Annotated in this window: 15 protein-coding genes and 3 tRNA genes; 4 read left to right on the top strand and 14 right to left on the bottom strand. The window is 67.6% G+C overall.

The window, feature by feature from the left end; genetic code table 11:
• From QT386_RS05390 to QT386_RS05370, 5 genes are all read right to left on the bottom strand, one after another.
• Positions 1–900 (bottom strand): sulfotransferase, encoded by a 900-nt coding sequence (locus tag QT386_RS05390; RefSeq protein ID WP_289272717.1) that lies wholly within the window; start codon positions 898–900, stop codon positions 1–3.
• Positions 893–2,368, bottom strand: a complete 1,476-nt coding sequence (locus tag QT386_RS05385) for a hypothetical protein (protein ID WP_289272716.1) — start codon at positions 2,366–2,368, stop codon at positions 893–895. The genes QT386_RS05390 and QT386_RS05385 overlap by 8 nt, the downstream gene beginning before the upstream one ends.
• Positions 2,365–4,713, bottom strand: a complete 2,349-nt coding sequence (locus QT386_RS05380; protein WP_289272715.1) for an HlyD family secretion protein — start codon at positions 4,711–4,713, stop codon at positions 2,365–2,367. The genes QT386_RS05385 and QT386_RS05380 overlap by 4 nt, the downstream gene beginning before the upstream one ends.
• An 11-nt stretch (positions 4,714–4,724) precedes the next feature.
• On the bottom strand, positions 4,725–6,107 hold the full coding sequence (locus QT386_RS05375) for a TolC family outer membrane protein (RefSeq protein WP_289272714.1): 1,383 nt from the start codon (positions 6,105–6,107) through the stop codon (positions 4,725–4,727).
• A gap of 146 nt (positions 6,108–6,253) precedes the next feature.
• Positions 6,254–7,162: a LysR family transcriptional regulator gene (locus QT386_RS05370; protein WP_367401396.1), complete on the bottom strand. Its 909-nt coding sequence runs from the start codon at positions 7,160–7,162 to the stop codon at positions 6,254–6,256.
• Between the two features lie 119 nt (positions 7,163–7,281).
• Between QT386_RS05370 and QT386_RS05365 the strand changes: the two genes are divergently transcribed.
• Complete coding sequence (locus tag QT386_RS05365) at positions 7,282–8,055, top strand: SDR family NAD(P)-dependent oxidoreductase (protein WP_289272712.1); 774 nt, start codon at positions 7,282–7,284, stop codon at positions 8,053–8,055.
• A gap of 49 nt (positions 8,056–8,104) precedes the next feature.
• Here the strand turns inward: QT386_RS05365 and QT386_RS05360 are convergent, their stop codons facing one another.
• The 7 genes from QT386_RS05360 to alaS form a co-directional block, all read right to left on the bottom strand.
• A complete protein-coding gene (locus QT386_RS05360) occupies positions 8,105–8,863 on the bottom strand; it encodes a YaiO family outer membrane beta-barrel protein (RefSeq protein ID WP_289272711.1) in 759 nt (252 codons plus the stop codon).
• A gap of 382 nt (positions 8,864–9,245) precedes the next feature.
• A tRNA-Arg gene (locus QT386_RS05355) sits at positions 9,246–9,322 on the bottom strand.
• A gap of 257 nt (positions 9,323–9,579) precedes the next feature.
• Positions 9,580–9,672: transfer RNA gene (locus tag QT386_RS05350), tRNA-Ser, on the bottom strand.
• A gap of 29 nt (positions 9,673–9,701) precedes the next feature.
• Positions 9,702–9,778: transfer RNA gene (locus QT386_RS05345), tRNA-Arg, on the bottom strand.
• 108 nt (positions 9,779–9,886) lie between these two features.
• A complete protein-coding gene (csrA, locus tag QT386_RS05340) occupies positions 9,887–10,096 on the bottom strand; it encodes a carbon storage regulator CsrA (protein ID WP_289272710.1) in 210 nt (69 codons plus the stop codon).
• Between the two features lie 163 nt (positions 10,097–10,259).
• Positions 10,260–11,480 (bottom strand): aspartate kinase, encoded by a 1,221-nt coding sequence (locus QT386_RS05335; protein WP_289272709.1) that lies wholly within the window; start codon positions 11,478–11,480, stop codon positions 10,260–10,262.
• A gap of 23 nt (positions 11,481–11,503) precedes the next feature.
• A complete protein-coding gene (gene alaS / locus QT386_RS05330) occupies positions 11,504–14,128 on the bottom strand; it encodes an alanine--tRNA ligase (protein ID WP_289272708.1) in 2,625 nt (874 codons plus the stop codon).
• A 125-nt stretch (positions 14,129–14,253) separates the two neighbouring features.
• On the opposite strand from alaS, the gene QT386_RS05325 reads away from it, so the two are divergent.
• Both QT386_RS05325 and QT386_RS05320 read left to right on the top strand, forming a co-directional pair.
• Positions 14,254–15,585 carry a serine/threonine-protein kinase gene (locus tag QT386_RS05325; RefSeq protein WP_289272707.1) on the top strand — a complete coding sequence of 444 codons (1,332 nt, stop codon included), beginning with the start codon at positions 14,254–14,256 and terminating at the stop codon, positions 15,583–15,585.
• Positions 15,586–15,823: 238 nt separating this feature from the next.
• Positions 15,824–16,810 carry a patatin-like phospholipase family protein gene (locus QT386_RS05320; RefSeq protein WP_289272706.1) on the top strand — a complete coding sequence of 329 codons (987 nt, stop codon included), beginning with the start codon at positions 15,824–15,826 and terminating at the stop codon, positions 16,808–16,810.
• On the opposite strand, the gene QT386_RS05315 is transcribed toward QT386_RS05320, so the two are convergent.
• Positions 16,770–17,264, bottom strand: a complete 495-nt coding sequence (locus QT386_RS05315) for a regulatory protein RecX (RefSeq protein ID WP_289272705.1) — start codon at positions 17,262–17,264, stop codon at positions 16,770–16,772. The genes QT386_RS05320 and QT386_RS05315 overlap by 41 nt on opposite strands.
• An 11-nt stretch (positions 17,265–17,275) precedes the next feature.
• A complete protein-coding gene (recA, locus tag QT386_RS05310; protein ID WP_289272704.1) occupies positions 17,276–18,334 on the bottom strand; it encodes a recombinase RecA in 1,059 nt (352 codons plus the stop codon).
• Positions 18,335–18,495: 161 nt separating this feature from the next.
• On the opposite strand from recA, the gene QT386_RS05305 reads away from it, so the two are divergent.
• Complete coding sequence (locus QT386_RS05305) at positions 18,496–19,560, top strand: PHB depolymerase family esterase (RefSeq protein ID WP_289272703.1); 1,065 nt, start codon at positions 18,496–18,498, stop codon at positions 19,558–19,560.
• Positions 19,561–19,619: the final 59 nt, after the last annotated feature.

Genomic DNA, 19,619 nt, shown 5'->3' with positions numbered 1-19,619 from the left:
CTAGTAGCCGTAATCCCGCGCGCGCTGGCGCACCTGGGCATCGAAGCCCATGCCGTCCTCGCGCCAGGGCAAGGAGGCTTCGAGGCTGCCTGCCGGTGCCTGGGCCGACAGGTCCGCCGGCCAGTCCATCAGCACGTCGGGCTCCAGCCCGCCCGGCGCTTCGGCCGGGCCAAGTCCGGCATAGGGCCAGCGTCCGGGATCGGCCATCAGCGCCAGCGCGGACGGGTCTGCATCCACGCCCAGCCACTGGCAGAGGCCGGCCAGCGTGGTGTTGAAATCACGGTCCAGTGCCTCGGTGCTGACGCGGTGCATCTGCGTGTGCGCGGCCGCGCGATCCAGGTTGATCTGCGCGCGCAGCCAGGGCACCTGCGGCTCCGGCTGCGGCGGATCCTGCGAGTAATCCTTGTAGTCCACCGGCACGAACAGCCGCTCCTTGCACCAACTGCTCATCAGGCGCCCCTGCGTCCACGGGTGCCGCAGCAGGTGGACGATCGGCGCGCCCGGCGCCATCCGCGTCAGGCGCAGCAACTCATAGGCACGCAGCGCGGTCTCGGCATCGGGGATGACCAGGCGCCGCGGCGCCACACGCGCGGCCAGTTCCTGCAGCAAGGCAGCGGTGCTGAGCTGGCGGCGCTGCTCCAGCCATCGCTTCGCGGCAGCGATGCCGCTGTCGTCCTGGCCACCGCAGGCGATCTCGGCCACGGTACGCAGCAGGCCGTGTCCATGCTCCCCTTGGCTCGCGCCAAAGACTTCCAGCAGGTTGCTGACATCGTCAGCCAGCGACAAGTGCAGTTGCGGCGTGGCGTAGAGCTGCGGATGCGTGCCCAGCACGCCGGCCAGCCAGGTGACGCCGGAGAACGGCGCGCCAAGCAACCAGATCGGAGATTGCGTTTCAGCCACGTGTCGCCGCCTCGCGCGCACCGGTCTTGCCGATCCACAGCTCGCAGCCGCCACGCGGATTGTCCACGTAGCCCCAGGCACCATCGCGCTCCACCGCCACGCGGGGGCCGAAGGGGTTCGCCGTGCCCACCATCAGGCCCTGCGGCGTGGAGGCCAGCGTGCGGATGCCCCAGTTGTACTTGTTGCCGAAACCATTGCGCGTCACCGGCTCCCAGTGGATGCCGTCATGCGTGCGCCACAGCTGGCAGCCGCCGGTCTCGGCGAGTCGGTCCACGCCCAGGCGGCGGATCACGCCATGCACGTCGGCCGGCCAGGCATGCAGCGGCAGGTAGGGCATCAGCATGGCCCAGGACATGGTGCTGGCGTAGAGCCAGCCTTCATGCACTTCCATGCGCCAGATGTAGCCGTTGAAGATATTGTCGAAGCCCGGCGAGTAACCGGACAGCGGCACCTTGAGGCCCTGCTCGGTGATGCGCGGCTCGCCCACGATCAGGTCCCAGGAATCGTCGGGCCAGATACGCAGCATCTCGGCTGCGGCGGGGCCAATCTTGTATTCGCGGTGGAAGCCACCGTTGACGATGGCGCAGGCGACGTAGAACGCGCCCTTGAACTCGCACATCGCACCCGGGCCTTCGTTCTGCGGGCCACGGCCGGCACCGCGGTCGAACACGCGGGTCCACTTGTACGGCAGATCACCGCCCGGCGTCTTCCACAACTCGCCGCCGGTGACCGGATTCATCACGCCGGCGTAGAGGTGGTCGTCGTAGACGCCCATCTCGAAGATCGTGACGTTGTTCTTGTCGCCGAAGCCCTCGTCGTTGGCTGGCGTCCACTTGCCGTTCTGCAGATCGCCGTTGGCGTAGATCACCGCCTCGGAACCCACGTCCTGGTTGTAGCCCTTGGCCGTGCCGGACGCCGTGGGGCTCATGTGCACGCGCCCCTTGAAAGGCTGGAAGGTGCGGCAGGCGCGCACCGCCGGGCTCCAGGGCGGGCGCGGGATCTTGGTGAAGTTGACGCCGTCCTCGGTGCGCAGCACGTCGGGCGAATGCGCCAGGTGCGGCGACCAGGTGGAGATGTAGAGGCAGGGCTTGCTGTCGTTGACGTCCTGGAAGACGTTCATGCCACGGTAGCCGATGTAGCTCGGCACATTGGGCCGCCCGTTCACGCCGGTGACGGTGGGCGAGCGGAACGCCAGGCGCCACACCGCGGTGACCGGGTCGTACTCCCAGATCTCCGCGCGACGGTCGATGTTGTAGAGCCCCGGCGGCGTCTCGATCGGCCAGGGGTTCAGCGCCGGCACTGTGATGCCGAACTTCAGGCCCGCGAAGGCGCCGCGCGTGGTGCCGACGTACACGCGGCCCTGGAAAACCGCCATGCTGTGCGCATAGTGGTTCCAGCCGTCGCCGAAACCGCTGGGAGCGGTCAGGCGGAAGTCGGCCTCGCTGGGCGCCGGCGGCAGTTCGATCACGGGATCCAGGACCAGACTTCGACGAACAGGAAGCGGCCGATGGCGCGGGTGAAGGCCATGAACAGCGGCGACCAGCCACCCGAGACCTTGGCGTTGCCGGTGAGGCCCGGCAGCAGCTTGTTCTTCGGATCTTCCAGTGCCACCTGCACGCGCACGATCTTGCCGTACTCGCCGTCCTCCGCGACCGGGGCGATGCTGGTCACCTTGCCGTCGAAGCCGGTGGCCGGGAAGGCCCAGGCCTTGGCGGTGACCGTGTTGTCGAGCTCGATCTCGCCGATGGTGTTTTCCGGCAGCTTCACCTCCGCGATGCGCTGGCCGGCGTCCTCGATGGTGGCGAGCTGGTCGCCGCGGTTGAGGAAGCTGCCGCGCGAGAACATCAGCGAGCCGCTGACCACACGGCCGGCGATCGGCGCGGTGATCTTGGTATAGCTCAGGCGTTCCTGCTGGTAGGCCAGCTCGGCCTGCGCCTCGCGCAGCTGCGCCTCGATGGCCTTCAGACGATCACCCACCGCCGGGCTGCGCACCAGGCCCAGGCGGCTCTTGGCTTCTTCCAGGGCCTTGGCGTCCACGTCGGCGATACCCTTGGCGCGATCGTAGTCCTGCGCGGTGACCGACTTCTTCTGGTAAGCGCCCAGCAGGCGCTTGGCCTGCGCCGCCGACACATCGGCGCGCGTCTGCGCGGTCTGCACCGCGCTCTCGGCCACCACCACTTCTTCCGGCTTGCCGCCTTTCTTGGCGATCGACATATCGGCTTCGAGCTGGGCCAGGCGCGCCTCGGCGGCGGCCACCAGGGCGCGCTGCTCGTAGTCGGAGATGCGGGCGATCACCTGCCCCGCCTTGACCACGTCGCCTTCCTTGACCAGCACCTCGCGCACATCGCCGGCGGTCAGCGCGCGGACATCGGCGCGCGCACTCGGCAGCACCACGAAGTCTCCGCTGGCGCTGTAGCGATAGGGCAGCAGCAGGATCAGGCCCACGATGCCGACGATGATCCATTGCTTGCGGGAGAAGTCGGCCCAGAACTTCCACCACGGGTGTCCGGGGACCCCCAGGCCGGTGTTGGCGGCACCGCCGCGCGAGTTGCGGTATGACTGACTCACAAGAACCCCCATGAACGCGACTACAAGAAGAAAACCGATACCACCCTGCCTCTCGATCACCCAGCGACCGGCAAAGGCAAGGAACAAAGTCATCAGAACGATCAGGCTGATCGCGCACAACACCAGATAGATCATCAGCGTGCGCAGGTCGAGACGGCGCTGCTGCATCACCCAACCGGTACGCATGTAGCCCAGCAGCGCCGCCATGGCCTGCTCGCGCAGGTCCGGCAGGTTGAGATGCTGGGCCAGCAGGTAATAACCGTCGCGCCGCGCCAGCGGGTTGAGGCGCAGAAGCAGCGTGAACAGCGAGATCACCGCCACCCACAAGGCCACCGACGGCACCGAGGTCTGGCTACCCCGGCTGATCATCCAGAAGATCGCAGAGACGCTGAACAGCAGCGCCAGCCCGGTGATCGCCGAGGCGACGATGCGGCTGCGCTCGGAGCGGTTGGCGCGCTCGGCAGGTCCTGCCGTGTCGATGTAGGCCAGCGGCAATACGAAGGGCCCCCGCATCAGGCCGATCTCGGGCCGCACGCCGGTGAAGTATTGAATGGCCGCGGCACGCGCCGCCTGGCCGAAGACGTGGATCAGCGTCAGCGCCAGCCACAGCGTGCCGGCCAGCCCCACCCAGGAGCGGATGCGCAGCAGGTCCACCGCCGCTTCCAGCCGCAGCTGCCAGAGGCCGAAGAAGACGAAGGCCAACAAGGTTACGAAGGCCAGCGCGCCGGTACGGCCGGTCAGCGGCCAGTTCAGGAGGTGGCCGAGACGCAGCCAGGGCTGCGGATCGATCTGCGTCCAGGGCCGGCGCGCGATGCCGCGGCGGTCGGTGATCAGGCCCAGCAGGCCGCCAAAGGTGCCCGGGCCGGCCAGCGAGCCGGGCATGGTCGAAGGCGGCATCGCCCAGGGTCCTGGCGGACGCAGCCGCTCGCCCTGTGCGGAATCGCTGATGGCCGGCGACGGTAGCGGCTCCCACTCGCCGGCCTGCAACTGCCCGGCGATGGCCAGGCGCGCCGCGAAGGCTTCGAGCTCCTGGCGGTCCAGCTCCAGCTGCAGGTCACTGCGCGCCAGCGCCAGGATGGCAGCCGCGTCGCGTTGGCCGTCATACAGGCGCGCCAGCGCCAGCTCCACCGGGGTAAAGGCTTCATCCGTCACCGTGGGTGGCGGACGCCGCGGCGCGCGCAGCTCTCCCGTAACCTCGACGGGTTCGGTCGTGCCGTAGCGACGGAACGGATGGCCGGACGACATGGGCGCTTCCCTCAGGGCGTCAGCTCACCGGCTTGCAGCAGGCGATTGAGTCCGATCAGGTCCGCCGTCACCAGCGTTCCCGAGGCGGCGCGCAACTGCACGCTCGCATGCAGGATGCGATAGCGCATGAGCGCATAGTTGCGCTCGGCGTCGTAGCGCGTGCCGATGGCCTGCAGCAGGTCCGCATTGGTGCGGGTGCCAGCCTCATAGGCCGAGCGCGTGGCCTGTTCCGCCGCATTGGCGGCCTCCACTGCACGCTTCAGGCCCTGAGCCTTGATCAGGCCGGTGCTGATCGTGAGATAAGCCTGGCGCGTCGCCTGCACGGCCTCGGCGCGAGCCTGCTCCAGCAGGGCCTCGGCCGCCACCACGCCCGACTTGTTGGCTTCGATCTTGGCGCTGACCTGGCCACCGGAATAGATCGGCAGGTCCAGCACCAGGCCGACGCGCTGCTCTTCCTCGTCGCGCTGGCCAACCACGCCGCCGCCGTAGTTGTCCCAGAACGCGGTGCCCTGGGCATTGAGCCGCGGCCAGCGCTCGCGCTTGGCACTGGTCAGTTCCTTGCGCGCCACTTCCAGGCCGGCGGTACGCGCCAGCACGAAGGCGTTGTGCGTGCGTGCGCGCTCGATCCAGGCGTTCTCGTCCATCGGCTGCGGCAGGTCCAGCGCCACGTCCGTGGGCAGCAGCTTGAGCGGGCCGTAACGCTTGCCGGTGAGGCTCTCCAGGCGGAACTTGGTGCTCTCGACCAGGGACTTCGCCTCCGCCTGGCTGGCCAGGGCCAGCTCGTAGGCCGCCAGCGCCACCTGCTTGTCGGCCTCCAGCGCCAGGCCCGCATCAGCGCGCGCGCTGGCCTGTTCGGACTCCTGGCGCAGCGTCTCGACCTCGGCGTTGGCGTAGCGCAGGCCCTCCTCGGAACCCAGCGCGGCGAAGTAGCTCTCCACCACGTCCACGCCGAGCGCATCCTGCCGCGCCTCGAGCGCGAAGCCGGCCTGCGCGACGCGCAGCTTGGCGGCGTCGAGATCGGCGAAGGTGGCACCGTTGAAGATCACCTGCTGCAGCACGCCGCCATAGCCATGGCGGTCGTAGTCGTCGTCATAGGAAAAGTTCTGGACGTTGTAGTACTGCCCGTCGATCTTTTCCCAGATGTGTTCGTAGCGTGCGCGCAGGCCGATCTGCGGCAGCAGCTTGCCGAAGGCCGCCGGCACGAGTTGCTGGGCCGCGTGGTACTGCGCTGCGTCCGCACGATACTGCGGATTGCGCTCCAGCGCATCGCTGTACACCGCCAGCAGATCCGTCTGTCCCTGCGCCGAAGCCGTCCCCTGCAGGCCCACCGCCAGCCACGCCCCCAGGACAGCCCGCGCAATTCCCCCCGCGCCGGGTGTCTTCCTCAAACGCATGTGAGTCCTCGTTGTCGTGCGGACCGTGTCGCGGTCTCGTGATGATCTGTTTTTATGAGGCGCTTGTTTCTCATTATTTGTGCAGCCCCGTCAATAGCATAGCCAACCCAATTCAAGTTGGGGGAGACAATCGGCCGAATTCACGTTCACATTATCGGGTCCAGGTGGGGAGCCAGGGTACCCGCCATCCATGACATGAAGGCCTGCACTCGCCGCGGCAGGTTGCGCCGGTGTGCATAAAGCAAGGTTGCCGGCATGGGTTCGGCGCGGAACTGCGGTAGCACTTCCACCAGGGTGCCCTCGGCCAGCAGATGCCGCAGCCCCATCGCCGGCGCCTGGATGATGCCCAGGCCCGCCAGGCAAGCCCCCTGGTAGGCCTCGGCATTGTTCACGGTCAGCGCACCGGCCATCGGCAGGCTGCGGTACCCCTGCCCCTCCCGGAACTCGAAGCCGTCCGGCCGGGCGCCCAGGGTGTGCACGTAGTGGATCAAACGGTGCCCGGCCAGGTCCTCCAGGGTTTGCGGCACGCCATGCCGCCGCAGGTAGGCCGGACTGGCGACATTGGCGATGCGGAAGGCCCCCAGCGGCCGGGCGATCAGGCTGCTGTCGCCCAAAGTGCCCACCCGCAGCACGCAGTCGAAGCCCTCGCGCACCAGGTCCACGCGGCGGTCGGTGCTGCTCAGCTCCAACTCCAGCTGCGGATGCGCCTCCAGGAACTGCGGCAGGCGCGGCAGGATGAAATTGCGCGCCACCCCGCTGGGCATGTCCACCCGCAGGCGCCCGCGCAGGGCCTGGGCGCCTTGCTGAAACAGCGCCTGCAGCTCGTCCATGTCGGCCAGCAGGTCCTTGGCACGCTCGTAGAAGGCACGGCCGTCCTGGGTCAGCTCCACGCGCCGCGTGGTCCGGTGCAGCAGGCGCACCCCCAGGGCCGCCTCCAGCTGCTGGACGGCGGTGGAAGCGCTGGCCTTGGGCAGGTCCAGCCCCTCGGCGGCGCGCGTGAAGCTGCCCAGTTCGGCCACCCGCACGAAGGTCTGCATGGCATCCAGGCGGTTCATCATCAGTCCCATTGTTCGCTTTAAACGAACACAGAAATCATTTCGAGGAAATTTATCCTTATTGGATCGCCCAATAAAGTGGAGTCCATCCGGGAGCACCCGGCCCAATGGAGACTCCGATGAGCACCACCCCCGCGTCCTCCCGCATCGCCCTGATCACCGGCGGCAGCCGCGGCCTGGGGCGCAACGCCGCCCTGGCCCTGGCCGACAAGGGCAACGACGTGATCCTGACCTACCGCAGCCGCCGCGACGAAGCCGAAGCCGTGGTCGCCGAGATCGTCGCCCTGGGGCGCCGCGCCGTCGCCCTGCCGCTGGACGTGGCCGACAGCGCCGGCTTCCCCGCCTTCGCCGGGCAGGTCCGCGCCGCCCTGCGCCAGCACTGGCAGCGCGAGCGGTTCGACTACCTGCTGAACAACGCCGGCATCGGCATCCACGCCGGCTTCGCCGACACCACCGAGGCGCAGTTCGACGAGCTGGTGAAGATCCACTTCAAGGGCCCGTTCTTCCTGACGCAGGCGCTGCTGCCCCTGATCCGCGACGGCGGCCGCATCCTCAACGTCTCCTCGGGCCTCGCGCGCTTCGCCCTGCCCGGCTACGCGGCCTATGCCTCGATGAAGGGCGCCATGGAAGTCCTGACCCGCTACCAGGCGAAGGAGCTGGGCACGCGCGGCATCGCCGTGAACATCATCGCCCCCGGCGCCATCGAGACCGACTTCGGCGGCGGCGCGGTACGCGACAACGCCCAGCTCAACGCCTTCGTCGCCTCGCAGACCGCCCTGGGCCGCGTCGGCCTGCCCGACGACATCGGCGGCGCCATCGCGCAGCTGCTGGCCCCGCAGAGCGGCTGGATCAATGCCCAGCGCATCGAGGTGTCCGGCGGCATGTTCCTCTGAGCTTTGAAGGCGCAGGCAGGCCACGGCAGCGCCTGCCTGCGCCATGGCTTCAGAAGCGCATCATCACGCCCAGGCTGAGCTCCTGGCGGTTGTAGAACAGCTCGCGGCGATACTGGGTGAAGCGGTAGTCGAAGCCCCAGCGCGGCGTTACCCAGTGCGAGCCGCCGACGAACATCGCATCGGCGTCCGACACCGCCACCTGGTTCGCGGTGATGCGCTCCGGCTGCTCGCCGGTGATGACGCCGATACCGATGGCGCCCTCGTCGTCCGCGCCATAGACATAGTCGAGCAGGACCAGCTGCGACCAGGCATGCCCCGCATCCTCCAGGCTGCCGTACAGCAACCCCGCCGTGACGCGAAAGGGCTTGGGCATCCACTCCACCGACACCTCGCCGCCATAGACCTTGTCGCCGGGATAGGTTGCCATGTTGGCCGCCGCCGACACCGCCCACTGCTCGCCGATGAAACGACTGAGTCCGATGTCATAGGTCTGCTCGGCCAGCACGTCGGCATCGGGGGTGTAGCCCACCTGGCCGTTGACCGACCAGTCCTCGCTGAGCGGATAGGACCCGCCGAGCAGGAGCTGGGTGTCGTGCTCATCGAAGCGATGAGCCTGCAGCATCGACAGCTCCACCGAGCCCTTCTCCAGCCGGTGTTTCCAGTGCGCCCGGATATCCTGCCAGCTGCTGTACCCGTCGCTGAGGCTGGACGGGCTGAACCCCACCCCCACCTCGTTATCCGCCGCCAGCACGGCCCACGGCAGCAACACCAGCGCCATGCCGGCGCGGCGAATCCCTGAAAAGTCCATTTGTTGTTCTCCATCGGGCGTCCTTGCCCAAGCTAACGACCGGGCTACCCAGGAACAGTTCAATCCGCACGGTTGCCTCCCCCAAAAGAAGGCTGGCCACGGCAGCTGAGCAGGATGCGACAATTCGGCAGGATTGCCGAATTGAGCGAGCGGCCAAGGGCCGCGTAGCCCCTCGGCGCCAGGCGCCGAAGGGTGCGGGCCATGGATGGCCCGGCCACAATTGCGCAGGATGCGCAAATGGAGCGAGCGTAGCGTAGCCCGAGCAAAGCGAGAGGAAGGTCCATGGATGGACCTTCCAACCTCCGTCGGAGTGAACCTGCAGGCCCGCCCCTTTGGAAACAAAAAAGCCCCCGCGCAGCGGAGGCTTTTTTGTTTCCAACAATGGTGCGCCCGGAAGGATTCGAACCTCCGACCCCTTAGTTCGTAGCCAAGTGCTCTATCCAGCTGAGCTACGGGCGCATAAAACCTTGTTACTGCATCCACCTTCTACAGCCCGCCCCAGGAAACTGGCGGTTACTACCGACGACCCTCGCCCAGAGAGGGATGGCTGCGCGCCTGCGGCGCTTGCCCCTCGCTACGCTCGGGGTCGCTCCTTGCGGAGCGACGCCGATCCGCTTCGCGGATCGGTCGAACCCATCATTTGTCTATCGAGGGCTCGAATCCCTTTCGTTACCCGATCAGGCCACCGTTCCCACAATGAACCGCCGGATTTCAATTGGCGGACAGAGAGGGATTCGAACCCTCGATACGGCTATAAACCATATACGCCCTTAGCAGGGGCGCGCCTTCGTCCACTCGGCCATCTGTCCGGGACTGCTGCTTTCTCTCTTGCTTCGAATGGTGCGCCCGGAAGGATTCGAACCTCCGACCCCTTAGTTCGTAGCCAAGTGCTCTATCCAGCTGAGCTACGGGCGCATGACGAAGCGAGGATTCTCACCCTCGAGAGGGGCGGGATTCTAACGGCCTGTGGAGCCAAGGTAAAGAAAAACTGGCAGAAATCGCCCGGTAACGGGTGATGCGGGTTCAGGAACCGACGCGCGCGGGCCGCTCGGCGTGCGGCGGAGCCGCTTCACCCTCGTTGATGCGCTTGAGGAGTTCCTCGCGATGCACCGCGACGTTCTTCGGCGCCTGCACGCCGATCCGCACCTGATTGCCCTTGATACCCAAAACCGTGACGACGATGTCCTCGCCGATCACAACGGTTTCACCTACGCGCCGGGTCAAAATGAGCATCCCGCTCTCTCCGTGTCCTGTACGAGCAGTCTCGGGCGCCGGCCGGGGGCGCGGTAGCCCCCAAAAAATCGCAGCCGCCTGTGGATAAGGCCTTTTGGCGGCGTTATCCTGCCGTTTGGGCCCTGTTCAATCCCCATACGGCATTGAACAGGGCCCGGATTCACTACTTCTTCTCTTCCAGACCGAAAGCCTTGTGAAGAGTTCGCACGGCGAGCTCCAGGTAGTCCTGGTCGATCACCACGGAGATCTTGATCTCGGAGGTGGAGATCATGCGGATGTTGATGCCGGCCACGGCCAGCGCCTTGAACATCTGCGAGGCGATGCCGGCATGGCTGCGCATGCCCACGCCCACCACAGAGACCTTGACGATGTCGGTGGCGCCGGCGACGCCCTTGGCGCCCAACTCACCCGCCACGCGCTTGATGATCTCCAGCGCCTTGTCGTGGTCGCCGCGCGACACGGTGAAGGTGAAGTCGGTGCTGCCGTCGGCGCCGATGTTCTGCACGATCATGTCGACTTCGACATTCGCATCGCCCACCGGGCCCAGGATGGCCGCGGCCACGCCGGGCTTGTCCGGCACGCCGGTAACGGTGATCTGGGATTCGTCCCGGCTGAAAGCGATGCCGGAGATCAGGGGGTCTTCCATGCTGTTGTCCTCAAGCGTGATCAGGGTGCCCGGGCCGTCCGTGAAGGTGGACAGCACGCGCAGCGGGACCTTGTACTTGCCCGCGAATTCAACGGAACGGATCTGCAGGACCTTGGAGCCGAGGCTCGCCATCTCCAGCATTTCCTCGAAGGTGATCTTGTCCAGGCGACGGGCCTTGGGCTCGACGCGCGGGTCGGTGGTGTAGACACCATCCACGTCGGTGTAGATCTGGCATTCGTCGGCCTTCAGGGCCGCGGCCAGCGCCACGCCGGTGGTGTCGGAGCCGCCGCGGCCCAGCGTGCTGACGCTGCCGTCGTCGGTGATGCCCTGGAAGCCGGCCACCACCGGCACGATGCCGGCATTGCAGGCCGCCAGCAGCGCCTCGGGCTCGATCGACTGGATGCGCGCCTTCATGTGCGCGCCGTCGGTGCGGATCGGCACCTGCCAGCCGGTGAAGGAACGGCTCGCCACGCCGGCCTTCTGCAGCGCGATGGCCAGCAGGCCGATCGTCACCTGCTCGCCGGTCGCGGCGATCTGGTCGAACTCGCGCTGGCTGCCCTTGGGATCGATGGCCTTGGCCAGCTTGAGCAGGCGGTCGGTCTCGCCAGACATCGCCGACACCACGACCACGACCTGGTGCCCCTGCTTGCGGAAGGACGCCACCTTGTTGGCGACATGCTCGATGCGCTCGACCGAGCCCATCGAGGTGCCACCGTACTTCTGAACGATCAGTGCCATGACTCTTCGTAGGTTGGAGTGGGTTACAGCTTTTGTTCGACCCAGCCGTAGGCGCTGTCGAGCGCCACCGGCAGGTTCTGCGGCTGGGTGCCGCCGGCCTGCGCCATGTCGGGCTTGCCACCGCCCTTGCCGCCGACCTGCCCCGCCGCGAAATTCACCAGCTCGCCGGCCTTGACCTTGCCGGTCAGGTCGGCGGTGACGCCAGCGATCAGGGACACCTTCTCGCCGCTGGCCGCGCCCAGCAGCACGATGCCGGAGCCGAGCTTGTTCTTGAGCTGATCCAGCAGCGTGCGCAGGTCATTGCCCTCGACGCCGTCGACCCGCGCCACCAGCACCTTGGTGCCCTTGATGTCGCGCGCCTGTCCGACCAGGTCGCTGCCGGCACTGGAAGCGAGCTTGCCCTTGAGGGCGGCCAGCTCCTTCTCCAGCTGCTTGCTGCGGTCGATCAGCTGCTCGATCTTGGTGCCGATGTCGTCGGCATTGCCGCGCACCAGCTCGGCCGCCTTCTTCAGCTTGCCTTCGGTCTCACGCAGGTAGGCCAGCGCGTTCTCGCCGGTGACGGCTTCGACACGGCGCACGCCGGCGGCCACGCCGCCCTCGGCCACGATCTTGAACAGGCCGATGTCGCCAGTGCGGGACACATGCGTGCCGCCGCAGAGTTCGGTGGAGTAGTCGCCCATGGCGAGCACGCGCACTTCGTCGCCGTACTTCTCGCCGAACAGCGCCATGGCGCCAGCCTTGATGGCGTCGTCGTACTTCATCAGCTGCGCGCTGACCGGCACGTTGGCCAGGATCGCGCGGTTGACGCGGTTCTCGATCTCGGCGATCTCGGCGGCACTCACCGGCTGGCCATGCGAGAAGTCGAAGCGCGTGCGCTGCTCGTCGACCACCGAGCCCTTCTGGGCCACGTGCGTGCCCAGCACGTCGCGCAGCGCGCGGTGCATCAGGTGGGTGGCGGAGTGGTTGCGCATGCTGGCGCGACGCAGGCTCTCGGTGACCTGGGCGCGCACGGCATCGCCGACCTTCAGCGTGCCCTCGGCCTGCTTGCCGAAGTGGCCGGTGACGGCCCCCTTGAGCTTCTGCGTGTCCTCGACCTCGAAGCCGCCGATGCGGCCCTTGTCGCCGACCTGGCCGCCACCGGTGGCATAGAACGGCGTGTTGTCGAGCACCACAGCGCCGGCCTCACCGGCCTTGAGCTCGTTCACCGCCTGGCCGTCGCGGTACAGGGCGAGCACCTTGGCGCCCTCCTGTACCAGGCCGTCGTAGCCGACGAAGCAGGTGTCCGCACCCTCATAGGCCAGCGTGGCGCCGCCCTTGAAGCTGCTGGCGGCGCGGGCGCGCTCGCGCTGCGCTTCCATCTCGCGCTCGTAGCCCGGCAGGTCCAGCTCCAACCCGCGCTCGCGCGCGATGTCGGCCGTCAGGTCCAGCGGGAAGCCGTAGGTGTCGTAGAGCTTGAATACCACCTCGCCCGGGATGGTCTTGTCCTTGAGCTTGCCGATGGCATCCTCGAGCAGCTTCATGCCCTTGTCGAGCGTGATGGCGAAGCTGTCCTCTTCCTGGCGGATGGCCTTCTCGATAAGCGCGCGCTTCTCGTTGAGTTCCGGGTAGGCGCCGCCCATGACCTCGGCCAGCGTCGCCACCAGCTTGTGGAAGAAGGGCTCGTTCAGGCCCAGCTTGTAGCCGTGCCGGATGGCTCGGCGCATGATGCGGCGCAGCACGTAGCCGCGGCCCTCGTTGGAGGGCAGCACGCCGTCGGTGATCAGGAAGGACGTGGCGCGGATATGGTCCGCAATGACCTTCTGCGAGGCATTGGCGTAGGGCTCCTGCTTCGCAAGCCGGGCCACCGCGCCCACCAGCACCTTGAAGGTGTCGGTCTGGTAGTTGTCGTTGCTGCCCTGCATCAGCGCGCTGATGCGCTCCAGGCCCATGCCGGTGTCGACGCTGGGCGCCGGCAGCTGGGTCATCGTGCCGTCAGCGGAGCGCTCGAACTGCATGAACACCAGGTTCCAGATTTCGATCCAGCGATCGCCGTCTTCCTCGGGCGAGCCCGGGGGGCCGCCCCAGATGCCCTTGGAGCCGTCCGGATCGTGGTCGTAGAAGATCTCGGTGCAGGGGCCGCAGGGGCCGGTGTCGCCCATGCTCCAGAAATTGTCGGACGCGTACTTGGCGCCCTTGTTATCGCCGATGCGCACGATGCGGTCGGTCGGCACGCCGACCTCGTTCTTCCACAGATCGTAGGCCTCGTCGTCGGTGGCGTAGACCGTCACCAGCAGGCGCGACTTGTCGATGCCCAGCCACTCCTTGCCGGTGATGAATTCCCAGGCGTAGAGGATGGCGTCCTTCTTGAAGTAATCGCCGAAGCTGAAGTTGCCCAGCATCTCGAAGAAGGTGTGGTGCCGCGCGGTGTAGCCGACATTCTCGAGGTCGTTGTGCTTGCCACCGGCGCGCACGCACTTCTGCGAGCTGGCCGCGCGCACGTAGGGGCGCTTGTCCTGGCCGGTGAAGACGTCCTTGAACTGCACCATGCCGGCATTGGTGAACAGCAGGGTCGGATCATTGCCCGGCACCAGGGGTGACGAGGGCACGACCGTATGGCCCTTGCTCCGGAAGAAATCCAGGAAGCGGGCGCGGACTTCGTTGCTGTTCATGGGACCTGCGCGGGACGGCGGACAAAAAGGGGCGATATGTTAGCCAAGCTGTTGACCTGCCGCCACAAATGGGGGCCGTCCGGCAGCCGTTTCTTGGCCCATAATGGCCCGGACAGGGGGTGGGCATGGCCATTTCGGCAGGCGGGGCACCACGGCAGGACGGCGATGCCGCCCTGCGCCAGCTGGGAAAATACGAGATCCGGGGCGAACTGGGCCGGGGCAGCTACGGCCGGGTCTACCGCGGATTCGACCCCTTCGTGCAGCGCGAGGTGGCCATCAAGGTGGCCGAAAGCCTGGACGGGGCCGCGGAGGCGCTGCAGAAGGCCTTCTTCGCCGAGGCCCGGGCCGCCGGCCGCCTGCACCACCCCGGCATCGTCACCCTGTTCGACGCCGGCACCGAGGGCCCGCTGAACTACCTGGTCATGGAGTTCGTGGCCGGCGAGACGCTCAAGCGCCCCTGCCAGCGCGACGCCCCCCGCCCCCGGACCGAACGGGTGGCCGACCTGATGCTCAAGTGCGCCCTGGCCCTGGACTACGTCCACCGCAACGGCGTGCTGCACAAGGACATCAAGCCCGGCAACATTATGGTCACCGAGGACGGCCAGCCCAAGATCATGGATTTCGGCATCGCCGCCCTGCTGGGCGCCGACCGCTCCGGCGGCATCAGCGGCTCGCCGCTGTTCATGTCCCCCGAGCAGATCGAGGGCCGAGAGCTGAGCCCGGCCAGCGACCTCTACTCCCTGGGCATGGTCATGTACCTGCTGCTGACCGGCGAACCGCCGTTCATGGCACGCAGCACCCAGGCCCTGTTCGAGCGGATCATGCGGGAGCCGGCGCCGCCGGTTCAGAGCAAGCGCGATGACCTTCCCGATGCGCTCTGCGAGATCGTCAACCGCCTGCTGGCCAAGGACCCGGACACTCGCCACGTCAGCGGCCGCAAGCTGGCCGAGGACTTGGCGCCGCTGTCGCAGGACCGCGGGCCGCGCCGCAAGGCGCTGAAAATGAGCCACGACTCCCTGCGCCGCCTGCAGTTCTTCCGCGCCTTCCGCAGCCCGGAGCTGGCGGAGCTGATGGATGCCAGCACCAGCGTCAGCTACCGCGCCGGCGACACCATCATCCGCGAGGGCGAGACCGACAATGCCCTGTACATCCTGCTGATGGGCATCGCCGAGGTGCGCAAGAACGGGCAGATGATCGCCCTTCTGGAGAAGGGCGACTGCTTCGGCGAGATCGGCTTCCTGTACGCCGTGCAGCGCACCGCCAGCGTGGTGGCCGCCACCGACGTGCTGGTGCTGCAGGTCAACGCGGCCCTACTGGACAGCATGTCCGACGAGTGCCAGCTGCGTTACTACCGCATCTTCTGCGAGAACCTGATCCTGCGGCTGACCGCCACCACCGAGAAGGCCTCGCAACTGCTGCCGAAATCGGACCTGGCGCTGGATTTCATATTGCCTTGAGCTGTTCTCCCTCTCCCCGCTTGCGGGGAGAGGGTTAGGGTAAGGGGCCGCTTTCCCCACGAAGTAACGTACAGCCGTGACGCCATCCATGGCGGGACGTCTGCTACCCATAACAACCCCCGGGGCGGCCATCCTTGGCCGCCCGTGCTCCGCCGCAGGCGATGCCATTCAGGCATCGCCAAGGCGCGGCGGAGCACCCGCCACGGCAACTTCACGCCGTCTTGCCTAAAATGCCCCCATGAACTCCATGCCCTTCCTGCTGCGCGGCCTCGGCCTCGCCCTGCTGCTGTCGCTGGCCGGCTGCTCCACGCCCGCGCCGGTCCCGCCCCCGGTCGTGGAGCAGCCCCCTCCGCCGCCTCCCCCGCCCCCGCCGACCAAGGTGGCGCTGGTGCTCGGCGGTGGCGGCGCGCGGGGCTTCGCCCACGTGGGCGTGCTGAAGATGCTGGACGCCCAGGGCCTGAAGCCAGACATGGTGGTGGGCACCAGCGCCGGCAGCGTGGCCGGCGCGCTGTATGCCGCCGGCTTCAACGGCTTTGACCTGCAGGAGATGGCCTTCGCTCTGGACCGCGCCACGGTGGCCGACTGGTCCATGTTCGGCAAGGGCCTGATCCGCGGTGAGGCGCTGCAGAACTTCATCAACAACGCGGTCAAGCAGAAGCCGATCGAGAAGCTGCAGATTCCCTTCGCCTGCGTGGCGGCTCGGCTCGACAGCGGCGAGGGCGTGCTGTTCCAGCGCGGCAACCTGGGCCAGGCGGTGCGCGCCTCGTCCTCTGTGCCGGGCGTTTTCCAGCCGGTGCAGATTGGCGGGCACGAATACGTCGACGGCGGCCTTGTGAGCCCGGTACCGATCCGCTACGCCCGCCAGATGGGCGCTACCTTCATTATCGCGGTGGACGTCTCCACCCCGCCCGCCGGCACTGCCAGCGAGGGCAAGTTCGACGTACTGATGCGCACCTTCGACATCATGGGCCAGTCGATCCGCGCCGCCGAACTGCCGCAGGCCGACATCATCATCAAGCCGGACCTGGGCCGCATCACGGCCACCGATTTCGAGAGCAAGCAGATGGCGATCCTGCAGGGCGAGCGCGCCGCACTGGCGGCGATGCCGCAGATTCGCGACAAGCTGGCAGCGCGCATGGCGCCGCCGGTGGTGCCGGCCCCGGTGCCGGCGGTGAACCCCGCGGTTATTCCGGGTCTGTCTCCGGTTCCTGCGCCCCGCCCTTGAGGGCGGCGCGTGCCGGGCCGGACTCGAACCCGCGCCCAGCCAGGAAGCGGTACTGCTTCTGCCACTCGGCCGCCCCCGCGGGCGGGCCGCCGAAGCGCCGGCGCTGCAGCGCGCAGGCCAGTTCCGTCCAGTCACAGGCTGCCGCCGCCAGGGCGGCGGTGATCTCCTCGCGCGGCACCCGCGCCGCCTCCAGCTCCGCCACGATCCGCAGGCGGCCGTAACCCTGCCGCACGCGATTGCGCACCAGCATCTCGGCGTAACGGGTATCGGACTGCCAGCCGCGTTCCGACAGGTCGCCCACCACCTCGGCGGCGACATCGGTCTCCAGGCCTCGGCGCTGCAGCTTGGCCTTGAGCTCGGCGGCGGAATGCTCGCGCCGGCCGAGCGCCCGCAACGCGGAGTCGCGGGCGCCAGCGGCGTCGAGCGGCTTGCGCGGCTTGTTGCCTCCGCGCATGCCTCAGGGACTTACTTGCTGACCGAAGCGGCCTTGCCACTGGCCGGGGCCGGCGCGGCGGCAGGGGCTGCCGCAGCCGCCTTCGGGTTCAGCTTCTCGCGGATGGAGGCTTCCAGCTTGGCGGCGATCTCGGGATTCTCACGCAGGTAGGTGCGCGCGTTGTCCTTGCCCTGGCCGATCTTGTTGCCGTCATAGGCGAACCAGGCGCCGGACTTCTCCACCAGGCCGTTGTCCACGCCCAGGTCGATCAGCTCACCGAGCTTGGAGATGCCCTCGTTGTAGAGGATCTCGAAGTGGGCCTCGCGGAACGGGGGCGCCATCTTGTTCTTGACGATCTTGACGCGGGTCTCGTTGCCGATGACCTCTTCGCCCTTCTTGATCGCGCCGGTGCGGCGGATGTCCAGGCGCACCGAGGAGTAGAACTTCAGCGCGTTGCCGCCCGTGGTGGTTTCCGGCGAGCCGTACATCACGCCGATCTTCATGCGGATCTGGTTGATGAAGATCACCATGCACTTGGAGCGCGAGATGTTGCCGGTGAGCTTGCGCAGCGCCTGCGACATCAGGCGGGCCTGCACGCCGACGCTGGAGTCGCCCATCTCGCCCTCGATTTCCGCCTTGGGCACCAGGGCCGCCACGGAGTCGATGATGATGATGTCGACGCTGTTGGAGCGCACCAGCATGTCGCAGATTTCCAGCGCCTGCTCGCCGGTGTCCGGCTGCGAGATCACCAGTTCGTCGATCTTCACGCCCAGCTTCTGGGCGTAGTTCACGTCCAGGGCGTGCTCGGCGTCGATGAAGGCGGCGACGCCGCCAGCCTTCTGGCACTCGGCCACGGCGTGCAGGGTCAGGGTGGTCTTGCCCGAGGATTCAGGGCCGTAGATCTCCACGACGCGGCCGCGCGGCAGGCCGCCGATACCCAGCGCCATGTCCAGGGTCAGCGAACCGGTGGAAATGACCTCGACGTCCTTGGGGCCTTCGCCCGGCGTCATCTTCATGATGGCGCCTTTTCCGAACTGCTTCTCGATCTGGGATAGGGCGGCTTCTAGTGCTTTCTGGCGGTTCGGATCCATGGCGTTCGGGGCTCGGGGAATGTAGAGAATTCAGCGTAGGCAATTATCCCACAGCGACCGGCGGCGTGGGACGACAGGGGACCGTATACCACGTCACGGCGGCGATCGCCGCCAGGGGCTACACTATGTCCCATTGTTCGTGTTTTCAGGGGATGGGGTTCATGCGCCGGATTTCTGCCGCTTTGCTGGCCTGTTGTGTCGCCGTTGCGCCGGGCGTGAGCTCCGCCGCGCTCGACCTGGGCGCGATCTATGACGGCTGGGCCGACGGCCTCGGCCGCCTGGGCGACGGCCTGGGCGAGGGCTTCGGCAACCTGGGTTCCGGCCTGATCGGCGGCCTCGGCCGCGGCCTGGGCCTGTCCTTCCTGCACCTGTCGCGCCAGTACCTGGCGCCGACCGAGGGCACGGAGAGCTTTGAAGAGACCTTCACCCACCAGGGCAAGGCGCGCACCGTGCTGTTCATCAAGCCCAAGGTCGCCTCGGTGACCCCGGCGCCGGTGGTGGTGCTGCTGCACTTCAACGGCGGCAGCCGCACCGACATCGCCAACATGGCCTATGCCGGCGAGCTGGCCCGCGACCAGGGCGCCTGGGTGATCGTGCCCGAGGGCATCAGCAAGAAGTGGAACGCCGACCCCACCAGCAGCAGCAAGACCGACGACGTCGGATTCCTGGCGACGGTGATCCAGTCCAGCGTGGCCAAGCACGGCCTCAACGCCAAGCGCGTCTACATGGCCGGCATGTCCAACGGCGGCTTCATGACCACCCGCTTCGCCTGCGAGCGCCCGGACCTGATCGCCGCTGGCGCCTCGGTCGTCGCGACCATGTGGCAGGGCCAGAGCCGCGCCTGCAGCCCCTCGCGCGCCGTGCCGATGACCTTCATGCTGGGCACCAGCGACAGCCGCGTGTCCTACTCCCGCACCAGCGCCTGGGCCCTGCTGTCCGGCCCGGACACGCTGAACCGCTGGATGGGCATCCACAACTGCGACACCAGCAAGGTCACCAGCCTGGCGCTGCCGGACATCAGCACCCAGGACAAGACCACCACTACCCTGCTGCGCAACGACAGCTGCGCCTCGGGCGGCGCGGTGGAGATGTACGTGATCAAGGACGGCGGCCACACCTGGCCGAACGGCAACGACGCCTACGCCGTGGGCCTGGGCCGCACCTCGCGCGACTTCAGCGGCACGCTGGCCGCCTGGAGCTTCTTCGAGCAGTACTCGCTGCCCTGAGGCATCACGAAAAAAGGCCCGGGCGGAGATGTTCGCCCGGGCCTTTTGCATTTGCGGCG

The organism is Solimonas sp. SE-A11 (assembly GCF_030345715.1).
Taxonomy (GTDB): Bacteria; Pseudomonadota; Gammaproteobacteria; order Nevskiales; family Nevskiaceae; genus Solimonas_A.
The sequence above is the reverse complement of the archived record's forward strand: the minus strand, read 5'-3'. Positions and strand labels throughout refer to the sequence as shown.